This is a genomic window from Mammaliicoccus sp. P-M58, assembly GCF_022386165.1.
Lineage (GTDB): Bacteria > Bacillota > Bacilli > Staphylococcales > Staphylococcaceae > Mammaliicoccus > Mammaliicoccus sciuri.
In genome coordinates, this window is the sequence record NZ_JAJNJI010000009.1 from 17,489 (window position 1) to 31,088 (window position 13,600).

Annotated in this window: 13 protein-coding genes; 12 read left to right on the forward strand and 1 reads right to left on the reverse strand. The window is 30.6% G+C overall.

Features of this window, described 5'->3' with window-relative positions; translation table 11 throughout:
• Window positions 1-9: 9 nt before the first annotated feature.
• The 11 genes from LQ694_RS10520 to LQ694_RS10570 all read left to right on the forward strand — a co-directional run bounded on the left by LQ694_RS10520 (window position 10) and on the right by LQ694_RS10570 (window position 12,092).
• The gene (locus LQ694_RS10520) at window positions 10-1,563 is read left to right on the forward strand and encodes a prophage endopeptidase tail family protein (protein WP_185160450.1); all 1,554 of its coding nucleotides are present in this window, start codon (window positions 10-12) and stop codon (window positions 1,561-1,563) included.
• Window positions 1,556-2,074, forward strand: a complete 519-nt coding sequence (locus tag LQ694_RS10525) for a hypothetical protein (RefSeq protein WP_185160449.1) — start codon at window positions 1,556-1,558, stop codon at window positions 2,072-2,074. Before LQ694_RS10520 ends, LQ694_RS10525 begins: the two co-directional genes overlap by 8 nt.
• Before the next feature lie 12 nt (window positions 2,075-2,086).
• Window positions 2,087-3,793: a phosphodiester glycosidase family protein gene (locus LQ694_RS10530; protein ID WP_204179312.1), complete on the forward strand. Its 1,707-nt coding sequence runs from the start codon at window positions 2,087-2,089 to the stop codon at window positions 3,791-3,793.
• A 14-nt stretch (window positions 3,794-3,807) separates the two neighbouring features.
• On the forward strand, window positions 3,808-5,463 hold the full coding sequence (locus tag LQ694_RS10535) for a BppU family phage baseplate upper protein (protein WP_185160447.1): 1,656 nt from the start codon (window positions 3,808-3,810) through the stop codon (window positions 5,461-5,463).
• Window positions 5,464-5,465: 2 nt separating this feature from the next.
• Entirely contained in the window at window positions 5,466-5,963 is a 498-nt protein-coding gene (locus LQ694_RS10540; RefSeq protein WP_231493076.1) for an XkdX family protein, read from the forward strand.
• 69 nt (window positions 5,964-6,032) lie between these two features.
• Complete coding sequence (locus tag LQ694_RS10545; protein ID WP_058591511.1) at window positions 6,033-6,485, forward strand: phage holin family protein; 453 nt, start codon at window positions 6,033-6,035, stop codon at window positions 6,483-6,485.
• Between the two features lie 84 nt (window positions 6,486-6,569).
• Window positions 6,570-7,424, forward strand: a complete 855-nt coding sequence (locus LQ694_RS10550; RefSeq protein WP_185160446.1) for a peptidoglycan recognition protein family protein — start codon at window positions 6,570-6,572, stop codon at window positions 7,422-7,424.
• A 473-nt stretch (window positions 7,425-7,897) separates the two neighbouring features.
• On the forward strand, window positions 7,898-8,095 hold the full coding sequence (locus tag LQ694_RS10555; RefSeq protein WP_185160445.1) for a hypothetical protein: 198 nt from the start codon (window positions 7,898-7,900) through the stop codon (window positions 8,093-8,095).
• 178 nt (window positions 8,096-8,273) lie between these two features.
• A complete protein-coding gene (locus tag LQ694_RS10560; protein ID WP_185160444.1) occupies window positions 8,274-9,761 on the forward strand; it encodes a glycosyltransferase in 1,488 nt (495 codons plus the stop codon).
• Window positions 9,762-9,787: 26 nt separating this feature from the next.
• A complete protein-coding gene (locus LQ694_RS10565; RefSeq protein ID WP_204184929.1) occupies window positions 9,788-11,947 on the forward strand; it encodes a bifunctional glycosyltransferase/CDP-glycerol:glycerophosphate glycerophosphotransferase in 2,160 nt (719 codons plus the stop codon).
• Window positions 11,931-12,092, forward strand: a complete 162-nt coding sequence (locus LQ694_RS10570) for a hypothetical protein (protein WP_204184928.1) — start codon at window positions 11,931-11,933, stop codon at window positions 12,090-12,092. Before LQ694_RS10565 ends, LQ694_RS10570 begins: the two co-directional genes overlap by 17 nt.
• A gap of 224 nt (window positions 12,093-12,316) precedes the next feature.
• Here LQ694_RS10570 and LQ694_RS10575 read toward each other — a convergent pair whose 3' ends face one another.
• The gene (locus tag LQ694_RS10575) at window positions 12,317-12,727 is read right to left on the reverse strand and encodes a YolD-like family protein (protein ID WP_204184927.1); all 411 of its coding nucleotides are present in this window, start codon (window positions 12,725-12,727) and stop codon (window positions 12,317-12,319) included.
• A gap of 526 nt (window positions 12,728-13,253) precedes the next feature.
• Here LQ694_RS10575 and LQ694_RS10580 point away from each other — a divergent pair.
• Window positions 13,254-13,580: a fibrinogen-binding protein gene (locus LQ694_RS10580; protein ID WP_159315219.1), complete on the forward strand. Its 327-nt coding sequence runs from the start codon at window positions 13,254-13,256 to the stop codon at window positions 13,578-13,580.
• Window positions 13,581-13,600: the final 20 nt, after the last annotated feature.

A 13,600-nucleotide genomic window follows, 5' to 3' on the forward strand; every position in this document is an offset into this window, starting at 1 on the left:
TGATGATATTTGTATAACTTAATTGTCATGGATCGTAAACGAACGATGGGTGAGATATTAATTGATTTTGATTATAGTTCATTTAAATATGAATACGAGAAGAACAACGAACGTCAAATATCATTCACTGCCTTAAAAACAAATCATAATGCTGATGTATTTAATATGTTACAGAACGAAGCTATTTTAAAGTGGAAAGGTCAAGATTACATTATTAAATCAACGTCGGTTAAATCAAATAATCTCATGCTTACTAACGACATTGTTGGTAAGCATATTTTTATGGAATTTCAAAATCACTATATTGATAAAGATATTGAAAACGAAGAAATGAATGGCGATGTAACAGAAGAAGAAAAACCAAAATATACTTTGGAACAATATCTAGATTTTGGTTTTAGAAATAATCCATTAGGATTTAAATACGTGATTAAAGGCAAGTTTGATAAACGTATTGTGATAGACGAATTAGGTAATAAAAACGGCTTAGAGTATTTAGTTGAAGGTGCTGAACTATTCGGATATATCTACTTTGCAGATAATAAAACGATTTATATTTATGATGAAGCGACATTTTATAAGATGTCAGATGAAGTGATCATGTATAAATATAATACTGACGAAGTACAAGCATCTGTAAGTACTACAGAAATGAAAACAATCATTGAAGGTTATGGTTTAAAGAAAACAGCAAAAGAAACGAAGAACTATAACCCGATTAAAACGCCTGCACTTAATTTTAAAGGTAACTTTATTAAAACGGGTACATGGCGTACTGAATCAGTTGGGGCATCTTTTGAAGTACAAATTGATTGTCGATGGGGCAATGAAACACTGATGTTTAACTTCAAAAAAGGAGAACTAGGTGGCGTTTGGGACTTTTATTTAGACGGAGAATTCTATGAAACAATGAGTGCATGGTCTAGACGTACAATTACTGAACCATTAGTCATTGCTAAGAACTTATCAAAAGGACCTCATACATTTAAAGGTATATTCAGAGGTAAAGACAACAAAATTGATTATAAATCTAAAAAACCGACAGGTTATGTTGGGACAGAAAAATCAACATTATTTAATATCACGGCAGTTTTAAAAGGTAAAGATATCTATAAATTATATAAACAAGTTAAGTCTAAAAATTATGATGTGTTTGGCCATATGAAAGCTGCTACTGTTTTTGATGACAATGTTGAAAGTCTTGACGAACTTGAAGCATTACTTAAAGAACAACTTGTTGATGAACCTGTTGTTGAAGTTTCGACTAATTACTTAGGTTATGAGCAGATACAAGAAAATCATAAAGTACATCTGAAACACAAACCATTACAATACGACACTGATTTAAAAGTTGTGAAGTTAACAGAATCACACCCAATTATGAATGTACCTGTTGAAATAGAATTCAGTAATTCACGTAAAGATATTGTACAGATACAACAACTCATTAATCGTAATGTGCGTAATGTCAAAAGTGCGCTCAAGTACGGAAGTGGTACTTCAGCTAATGTAGGTAATGGCACTAGTTGGGTTTCAACTGGGGTGGTGACGGTTGATGAGTAGAGATGTAGAAATCAAAATGGCGCGTGATCAAAGTGGGGAACAATTCTATACAAGAGCACATGTTGATGGTTTAGATGGTTTTGAAGAATACTATCAATGGCAATTAGACCTACAAAATAGTATTTACGATTTAGCGACATCTATTAGAGATTCAGGGTGGATTGAGTATCAAGTAGGTCCCCCTAAAAATGGCTTATATGCGACAGACGGTTTTAGTTGTGGTATTCGAGAAATCGTACATCAATATGGTGAACGTGGCGAAAAAAGAATCACAAGAAAAATGATACGTGTTAATATACGTAATTTTACAAACGGTGAACAGATTGCACAGTTACCTAATGGGTTTATGAAATATACGCAAGTTTTTTATTCTAGATCAGGTAGTGGTAAACAACCTATCATGGTTGAAATCCGAGGGAATGGTGCTTTGAATGTCTATATCGATAGTTCGAATCAATCGGGAAGTAGCAACAGTAACTGGATATATGCACAATTTGAATGGACAGAATAAAGGAGGGTTTAAATGAAACGATATAATGACAACTTCCCTAGAGAAATTAATGATCAATTCCGAGGGAATGTGATTGATAATGCGAGAATGTCTCAAGAAGATAGAGAAATATTATATAACATGGTTAAAGAATACCGACAATCTAAAAAATCAAGTGATATTAAACATGGAAATTCTACAGTAGAAAAAGAAATTAAGAAATTAAATAATAGAGTGAAAAATCAAATTATCGGTGCGAATGGTAATGCGACTGCTGAAGTAAAAGATATGCGTGTTGATACACAAGGGAACTTACATGAACTTGCACAAGATAGACTTAATGAAGATTTTGGTCGAATAGATGACATTGCAAGTACTGCTAAACAAACAGCTGATACGTTAGAAACACAAATGAATACGGGTGCTTATTATAATGAGGTATCTCATTTTAGAGGACGTAAATTTGATACAACGTATTATATTACGCATATTCCACATTTAGACAGTCAAGGTAATATCATTAAGTTAAAACGTGGTTTATATGGCAATAATCCTAATAAACCAGCACATATGACACCTTCTGATTTTGCGCGTAAGACAAAGGCTACTTTTGTGAGTAATGCCAGTACTGGTAGTGGTAGTCAATTGAAAATGCACGGTCAACAATTATATGAAGGGCAAATATTAGATAGTGTTAAGGGTGATGAGTACCCAGCATTAAATGATAGATGGACACTAGCGATTGGTGACGATAATACATTGACTTCATTCCCACCAGATGTACAAGCTAGTGAGATAAGAAATAAAGGCTATAACAACACAGTCAGTGGATTTGGTCCTATTATTTTAGATGGCAAAATCATTGTGAAAGATGGTGACTATAGTCCTAATACGATTGTAAGTCATCCTAGACAAGTTATCGCGCAATTACCTAATAAAGATTTAATTTTCTTTAGTTGCGATGGTCGTGAGAATAATACACATACCATGGTTGAAAAAGGTATGACACTTCAAGAAGTGGCTGAGACATTACTAGATCACTATGATATTCAATTTGCCTACAATATGGATGGTGGTGGAAGTACAGCATCAGTTGTACGTTCACATAAACTTAATCGTTCAATGGACGAAAACAAAACAACTGAACGTAAAGTGCTAGATTTCTTATATGTTGGAAAAGAAGGCGTACAGTTACGTGACCAAGATATGCAAAATGCTTACCAAGATATCGGAGAAGTAAGGGACATGGTTCAAGAAGTTAGAGGTATGTTATACAGTCTTCGACGTATTAGTGGTAAAGAATTCGGTACTACTGGATATGATGGATATACAGGGTTGTTAGCATTTGATGATGAAGGTAATCCGCGTAAGAAAATTTACCAAGGACCAGAAGGTTGGCGCTTTTGGGATTATGATGTATCTCGTACTATATTTAGAATTCAAGAAGATGAATTGCAATTTAATAATAGAGCATTGGCTCGTATGTTTAGTGCGCCAGAATCAGTTACAGATATAAATTCAGTAAATTATGGTGGCTTTTATCATGTACCAAATACAGCAAAAGGCTCACCATATCCAAAAGTTTCAAGTGCAATGGTGTTACATTTAAATGTAAGTAGAGCCGATTTTGATGATGCGAGTACCGCATTCCAAATGGCTATTCCTTTCGGTAGAAGCAACAACTTTAAAATCAAAAGAAGAACATACGCTCAAGGTGCATGGTCACAATGGTTTGAATAAAAAGGAGGGATTAAATGTATAACAAAGAAGGTCGAATAAAGCTGGAAACAACAGCACATATTCAAAATAGACTAGATACAAATATACAATTTTATAATACTGATGTAGGGACTGCTGATCTAGTGTTTGATGTAACTAGAAATGGTAGTCCTTTATTAGTAAGTTCAGAAAACGCAGATGTATTTCTAATATTAAAAAATGGTAAAAATTATATCGTTGATAATGTTGAACCAATAGACCCTATGAAAGGACGAATGAAGTATACAATCCCAAATGTATTTTTAGGCTTAACAGGTAATGTAAATGGTCAATTGTTTATTGCAGTACATGGCAAAGAGGATATTGTTACAGAAGTTGAGTTTAGTTTTAAGGTTGCTGATAGTTTAATTAATACAATACCAGCAGTTGATAAACTCAACGAAATACGTACCTTCCAAGAGTTTCGAGAAAGTATAATGAATACAATTAATGAAATTAATGAAGCCTTAGCAAATGGTCAAGATTATGTATCTCAAATGGAAACAGAAAAAGCTAGTGGCTTGAAAGCATTAAATGATAGGTCAACTCAAGTCATGCAAGAAATTGCAACATTAGTGAATACATCTAAAAAAGATATAACAGATTTGAAAAATAACACAATGTCAGAATTAGATAATAAAGCTAACCAAATTAAGGCAGACGTTGAAAAATTAAACAAGTACGATACAAGCGATTGGCAAAAAGCAAAATTGATTCAAGATAATGGTCAATTACAAATTGTTTCATTAGCAGATGATTTAAATAAGTTACATGATTTAAAAACAGGTTTCTATTATACGACTACAACACCAATAACAGGAATAGGTGCAACAAGTACAGCAGGATTTTTAGAAGTACTTGAGAGAAATGGCGGTATCTTAAAACGTATTACATTTAGACCTTATAACTCTACTCAAATTTGGCAGAAACGTTTTTACAATACGTGGGAGGACTGGGAAAGAGTTAACCCAGAAGATTATAAAAGAAAATGGTTAGGTACATTAGGACAAGAAGGTAATACTTATACAGATGTTCTTAGCCTACCGGGTGGTAAATATGAATGTACAATTCCTTCTGATGCTTTTAGTGTTAATGCGCCACAAGACCCTAATGGTGGTTCTTATATTGCAGAAATAGATGTAACAGAGTCTGAAAATGGACGTAAACAGTTAAGATTAATTGCTAGTTCAAGAAACAATGAATATAGAGCGACTATTCATACTAATAATGTATTTAGTGGTTGGAAACGAGTACAAAATGCTGAAGAGTTTGAAACATTAAATAACGATACAGGTTGGATAGATTGGGAAATTAAAAATGATGCCACTAAACGTCAAACAGATGCCCCTAATGCTATACAGTGTCAATATAGAGTTAGAATGGTTAATGGTATTAAGATTGCGCATTTAAGAGTGAACGTCAACAATCTTGTGACACAAACTGCGTTTGGTTCAATTCCTTCACATATGGTACCAAGAATAGAACATTTTTATGCAAGAACACCTGTCACAATGAATCCAGCAGTCGTATTAGTAGACGTAACAGGTGATTTGATGTTTTATGTTAATGAAACAGATAAAGCTAAATGGCTACCTGGTCATTATATTGTTGGCGAATTCAGTTGGATAATAGATGAAGTAGGAGGGAATTAACCATGGCAAAAACCGTATATTTATATGATGGCACACCTAGAACAGTTATAAGTGATTGGGATTATCCTAATGAACCTTATACTGAAATTCCACCTTATGAAGGCATATGGCAACCGTTTTATTTTGATCCAGACTATCAGAGATGGATTGGTTCTGAACCACCTTTGAAGAACAGTGATTTAGAAAGATTAGAAGAAGCTATGAATTCTCAAAACGAAAAACTTAAGCTATTCATTGAACGTAGTAATAAAATAGAAGCGCATAACCATCGTCTACTTAAATATGTAGGCGATATTTTATTTCAAATTGCGAATATAAAACAAAATGTTGACATAGCTGATAATGCCATACAGCTTTCAGATGTTCAATATATGTACGACAATGGTATTTATACCAACTTCACCATTAAATTACTGGTTGATAATGGCTCACTTACTAAAAGAGAATACAAAGAAATTACCGGTGAAGATTACCCAGTAAATATAGATGAAAACGAATAAAATCACAAGGCACTTACTTCGGTAGGTGTCTTTTTATTATAGATAGCAAGACTATAAAGGAGTGAGAATATGGAGGAAATAAGAGTGAAATTTACAGAATCAGAAGCATTTCATACATTCATCTATGCAGGAGACATCAAGCTTATGTGGTTTCTGATGATATTAATGGGTTTAGATATTGTTACAGGATTATCTAAAGCTGTAAAAAATAAATCATTGTGGAGTCGAAAGTCTATGTTTGGTTTTGCAAGAAAGATGATGATTTTTTGCATTATTGTTTTAGCAAATATTATTGATCAAATATTAGGACTTAACGGTGGTTTATTGATGATAACAATCTTTTATTACATTGCCAATGAAGGACTAAGCATTATAGAAAATTGTGCTGAAATGGGCGTGTTAGTTCCTAAGGAAATTGCTGAAAAATTGCAAGTTATTAAAAGTGATAAAGGTTCAACAGTCAAACAAGAAATTAAAGAAGAATTTACAACTAAACACAATAAAGAAAATGATATTAAATAAGTCGGCTAAATAGTCGGCTTTTTATTATGACTTGGTTATGACAGTGCAGTTATAGCCAAGAAAAAACTAAAGGAGAGATTTATAATGAAAGATATTTATTCAAAACACATTCAAGGTAGTAAATTAACAGGTAAAAAGGCGAGTATAGCAGGTATTGTTATTCACAACGATTATGGTTCAATGACACCTAATCAATATTTACCATGGCTATACACGAGAGAACAAAACGGAACGCATGTTAATGGATGGGCTTCAGTTTATGTAAACAAAGATGAGACACTTTGGTATCACCCAACAGATTATATTGAATGGCATTGTGGAAATAACTGGGCCAACAGTAATCTGATCGGATTCGAAGTTTGTCAATCGCACCCAGCAGCAAGTTTAACAGATGCCCAGTTCAAATTAAATGAAGAGGCAACATTTAAAGTGGCAGCAGCCGTTATGAAATCTTATAGCTTACCAGTCAATCGCACGACTGTTAATCTTCACAGACAGTATTTCGGCACATCTTGCCCTCATCGTTCTTGGGATATGCATGTTGGGAAAAATGCACCAGATACGTTAGCTAATCGTAATAAGTTAAAAGATTACTTTATTTCTCGTATTAAACATTATTACAATGGTGGTAAAAAAACAACATGGAAATGGTCTGGTCAAGCAACGGTTAAGAAAGGTGTAGAACCAATCGCAGCTAAGAAGAAACCTGGTTTGAATGAACCAGCATTACCATCGTCAAATAACATCTTAGCAGATCAATATATTAACTTCTTCTCAGTAACTAAAAAAGATGGTTTCTGGTGGGCAGAGTTTGAATACCCAACTAATCCAAAAGCTGGACGTTTCTACTGTGCATTAGGACCAATTACACACAAAGATGAAAAGTTAGAAAAAGAAACAAAATTATGGTTTGACTTGAAGATTACAAGTAAGAAGTAGTATTATATGTTTACCCTATTTAGTTTACCGGCTAGATAGTTCATACACACAAACCCCACTTACATGCATAGTGGGGTTATTTTTTTATGTAAAAATTTAAATAAAAATAATGAAAACACTTGATATATCACGGTATACCGTGATATAATTAATTTATCAAGTCAAGGGAGGGATAAGATGTTAGATAATATAGAAAAAATCGTCAATATTATCTTTACAGTGATATCGACTATTGCACTAGTCAAAGCACTTAAAAAAGATAATAAAGACGATAAGGAATAAAGGAAAGGGCGCTAAGCCCTTCCTACTATATTTATATTCTAACATCAGAATAATATGAAAACAATTGCTATAATTCTCGTTGCTTTGCTTTGGATAAATTTGTTTTTGAATAATGGTTCTTTAAATATTTTGCTTACTGTAGCAACAACTTTAGTTTTACTTAAATTAATGAAAGACAAGTAGGTGGTAATATGATTGACTTTGACGATATAATAAACGACATCAATGAATTATTAAAAAACGAAAATGGATCTCAAATTTCTAAAAATACTGGTATACCATATCAAACTGTACAAGATTTGAGGAATGGTAAAGCTTCATTAGAATTTGCAAGATTTAATACTATAAGAAAGCTATATGAATACGCAAAAGATCACATCAATGGATAGTATATTTACTTATTAAATACTAGGAATAACAATTTACAATTTATTCATAATGTGTTTTAATTAGTTTACAAACTTTTTTATCTTAATTAAGTTTGATATGCAGCCTCACTCTTATGAGTGAGGTTTTTTTATAACAACTTTTAAGTGAAAGGTTATATAAAATTAAGGGGTGATTTTTTTGTTACATACTATTACATCGACACTACCGAAAGTTCATGGGGGTAGGACTAAATCATTATTATATAGGATTAAATTTCTTGAAGAAAACCTTAATCAAAAGTCAGTCATACATACAACAAACTACGATCCAGATTATTTAAATATATATGTAGATTTTAAAGAAAGAGGCATTATAAATGATTCTTTAATAATAAGAAACATTTATGAATGGCTATCTAACAATAACTTGCTAGAAGTGTATTCAAAACCAACTATGTTTAATAAAGGAACAAAAGAAACTAAGGTTAAAGTACCGAATTTAAGAGAAGAAATTGATAAAAATATAATTAGGTATTATAAAGACAAAGAATATGTTCTATATAGAAATTTTTATGAGGGGACTAATGTATTAAAATTTGAAGATTTCATGTGTCCTTTCTCAAAGAAGAAATTAGAAAGGCGAGAATATACTAAAAATGGAGTACTTCATAGAATCACTAATTATTCTGCAACTAAATACTCTAAATTATATGAAGAATATTATAATAAAAAAGGGGATTTATATTTAAAAAAACATTTCTCTGATATAGATAAAAATAAATTATTGTATATTGTGCTTTATCGAGATGATAGACCATTTAAATTTTTTGAAAATGAGAAAGAAATGTTTACTTACTATTTCAATCATGTTCTTGAAGATGGCTCAATCGTATTTAACGATGCTAGGTTATTAGATAAATCATTAATTGAGTGTAATAAAAAGTTGAAAAGGGTATTAGTATTTCACAGTACTCATTTAATTAATAGTGGTATTAGAGGCTCTTACAAACTTGCATTAAGTAAAAACGAGAAAATTGATAAATATATAGTCCTTACTAATTATCAAAAGAAAGATATTCAGCAAGACTTTGAAATTAATGATAGTAAAATAAAAGTCATACCCCACTTTGTTGAAGAAATAAATGACGCCAAAAATATTAATAAGATTGACCAATTTTGTTATGTGGGTAGGATATCTAAAGAAAAACAAATTGATCACATTATACAAGCTTTTAGTAAGTATATTAACAAAGGATATGAATCAAAATTACTTATATATGGAAAAGATGAAGACGGAGAAAAAAACAAATTACAAAACCTCGTTAATGAATTAAATTTAGAAAATCATGTAGAGTTTAAGGGTTATACAAATAACCCCAAAGAAGTATTTAGGAATTCGATAGCGTCTATATTAACGAGTGAATTTGAAGGATTTGGGCTAACTATAATGGAAAGCTTAAATAATGATTGTCCTATTATATCTTATAACATAAAGTATGGTCCCAGCGAATTAATAGAAAATAATCAAAATGGTATATTGGTAGAAAAGAATAATATAGGTGAGCTAGCCATTGCTATGGAAAATGCTAGAAATAATCCTCTTAAAGATGTAAAATTAAGTGAAAACTTTAGTAAACAAACTGCCATCAATAACTATAAAAAATTATTAGATGAACTACAAGAGTAAACAATTTAGAAAATGGAGAGATAAAATTGAATAAGCTATCAATTATTATTACGTATTATAATAATGAAGAACATATTTTAGATTGTATTGAAAGTATGAAGAAGCAAAGAAATCAAAACTTTGATTTAATAATAGTTGATGATGGTTCGACTGATTCATCAGCTAATTTGATTAAAGAAGCAACTAGAGATTACGATAAAAATATTACGTATATTAAATTAGAAGAAAATGCTGGACATGCACATGCCAGAAATAAAGCATTAGAAAAAGTAAACACGCAATATCTTATGTTTTTAGATGCTGATGATCAATTAGCAAGTTATGCAGTTGAGTGTTATTTGTCAAAAGTTAATGGATTAGATGGTTTAATAGCACCTATTCATAAGTTTGCAATCAACAAACCACAATATGTAGACAAAGACAAAATAAGAATTGAGTATTTAACTCAACAATCAAATCCTAATTCATTTTTAAGAAAAAATACTGCATGTAATATTTTATTTAAGACAGCAATTATTAAAGCGCATAATATTAGATTTAATGAAAATTTAAAAATCTATACAGACGCATCATTCATACTTGATTACATTAACTATGTAGAGAGGTTTGTAAGACTATTTGACTTCCCTTTTTATTACAGAGGGGAAGTATACGATCCTTTCAATGGAAATACCCTAAGTGACCAAGATTTTATTTTAACATTTGAAGATTATGTTAATAGTTACATTGATTCTGTTAAGAGAACAAATAATAAAAAAGTACTGAACTTTTTAACTTATAAGATGAAACTAGAAATTAAAAATGGTTTTGACCCTTCTTTAAGAGACATTGAATTAAGGTATAATATGCTTGAGAAACCATTGGTTAAGATTGTTAAGACAATAAAGTGGGATTTATTAAAAGATGCAAAACTACTTTATAATTTAGAAATGCTATTTTTATCTATGAACGCTGTGGAAAATGCTAAATACGTCAACAATTTAAGAAGTGTAAGCAGGCACGTTAAAAATATAGTGCAAAATAATAAAATGAAAAATAGGTCTAAATATCAGTTGTTGGATAAGAAAGAATCTGTTGATTCAAAAACAATTGTATTTGAATCATTTGGTGGTAAGAACTATAGTGATAGCCCGAAATATATCTATGAGTATATGCAAAAAAATTATCCTAAATTAAATTATATTTGGGTATTCAATAATCCAGATAAAAATGTAATTATAGGTAATGCAGAAAAAGTAAAAAAAGGTTCTAAAGAATATTATGCTGCTTATTCTAAAGCTAAATTTTGGGTTACTAATGCTAGGTTGCCGTTGTATTTGAATAAAAAAGAAAATCAAATATATATTCAAACTTGGCACGGTACACCATTAAAACGCTTAGCTAATGATATGAAAGTTGTAAGAATGCCAGGCACAACAACAGCTAATTATAAAAAGAATTTTTATGCTGAGACTTCAAGATGGGATTATTTAGTATCTCCAAATAGATATTCAACAAATATATTTAAAACAGCATTTTGGATGGATGAAGAACGAACTTGGGAAATCGGTTATCCACGTAATGATGTGTTAGTTAACAGAAGTGATGATCAAGAACACATCAATCAAATTAAAAAAGACTTGAATTTACCAGAAGGTAAAAAAGTTATTATGTATGCTCCTACATGGAGAGATGATGAGTTTGTCAAAAAGGGACAATACTTATTTGATTTAAAAATCAATTTAGAAAATCTACAAAAAGAATTAGGAGAAAATTATGTAATTCTATTAAGAATGCACTATTTGATTGCTAATGCTTTAGATTTAAATGGTTATGAAGATTTTGCGATTGATGTATCTAATTATAGTGATATATCTGAATTATATTTAATATCAGATGCACTTATCACGGATTACTCATCAGTAATGTTTGATTTTGGTATTCTTAAAAGACCACAATATTTTTTCGCATATGATATAGAGAAATACGATAAAGGCTTAAGAGGTTTCTATATGGATTATATGAACGATTTACCAGGTGAAATCATAACAGATGAATTTAAATTAGCTGAAAAATTAAAAAATATAGATGAACATAAAGTAAAATATAAAGATAAAATAGAAAAGTTTTATGATAAATTCTGTTCTTTAGAAAAAGGTAAATCATCTAAGTTTATAGGGGATTATATACATGAAAAAACAAAATAGTATCTTGAATTTATTAGGAATAGTTACAATTATAGGATTGTTTATAAAATACAAAGAAAATATAATTAATTTTATTAATCCTTATGATGATGATAAAAATGATTATATAAATATAGATAGAAATGATGATGAAAATTTGATTTAAGTTAATTAATAAAAACTGTTTGTATGTTATAGTGTAATTATACTATAAAAAGGAGTGGTTACAGTGAGTGAAAATATTAAAGATTATGAATTAGTAGATTTAGTTGTTGATGAAAAAGGTAATTACAAAGCTTCAATAAAAAGACCTGATGGTAAAATTATTAAAGTACCACCTGAAAAATAGTATATATAATATAAACACATCTATTATTAAGATAGATGTGTTTATTTTATTTCCACAATGCAATCCATACTTAGTAATACTTTTTCGCCATTCTCCAATACCTCTAATTTATTTCTTTCACTATCAAATTTATTAATCTCACACTCAATCGTTTTATAATATCCATTCTCCCAATACTTAATTGTTGCTGGTGGATCATAAAATAATTTTTGTGCTAATACATCGTTCAAATCACGTAAGGCTAATTCATCGAACGCAGGTTTATCAACTTTGCTTTGGTCTTCGATAAAACCGTTAATCGTTTCATATTGTTGTGGCATTGTTGCAAATGGTGCCCATTTAATCATCTTACGACCTTCTGGGATATTACTGTTTAAATATTCTTTAGGTATCTTACGGTAATCAGTTTCATATTTGTAGGGTTCAGGCATTCCAGGGTTAATGATTTTCAATTTAAACACCTCACGTATAATTAGTAGTTTTATTATACGAACAAACGTTCTGTTTTGTAAAGTGAGACTATTGATAAATTTTTAATTATTTTGGTCACAAACATGTCACAAAATCAGTGTAACAACGGTTATTACAAGGTTTTTAAAATCCCTCCATCTCCGCTCAGATTAATTAGTCACGTATAGTGAAAAGAAAAAACCTTGATAACTCAGGGTTTTTTCTTTTTTTATTTAGGCGGAGTTAATATTTTTGGGCACAACGTGGCTATATATGAATATCCAAAAGCTCACCTAAATGAAATAGGTGGGCTTTTTTAGTTTGTAAACGTGATTAATGTTGACCACAATGTTTAATGAAATATTTGATAATTTGCCACATTATTGTATGTAAATCATTAGTGGAAGTTCAGCAAGTCAAAAACCTGATGATGTCATTCGTATTTAATAATTAATTAAGAAATAGTTAATGGTTTTATATCACTCATTCTATAAAATATACATATACTTTATAGATAGGAGAATACACATGCAATTATCAAAAAAATTACTATTAGCATTTACATCATTAGGATTGGCACTAACAGTTTCGATAGGAGAGGCTGATGCTAAACAAGCTGAACAAACTCAGGTAAAATACAATGCCTATGATTACAAGAAATCATTAGATGAAAAGGTTATGGCAGCTAAACAAGCTGTAAATAAGCTGAAACGCGATAAAACGATTAAAAGCCATAGAGTTGCTCAAAGAGCAGTAAATAGAATCCATGAAACGGCTGGTAAATCGTATGCTGCAGAAAAGAAAAAATTGCAAAAAGAAATAGACATTGTACTCAAAAATAATTACTTAAGATAATATGAAATTTCTTTCACACT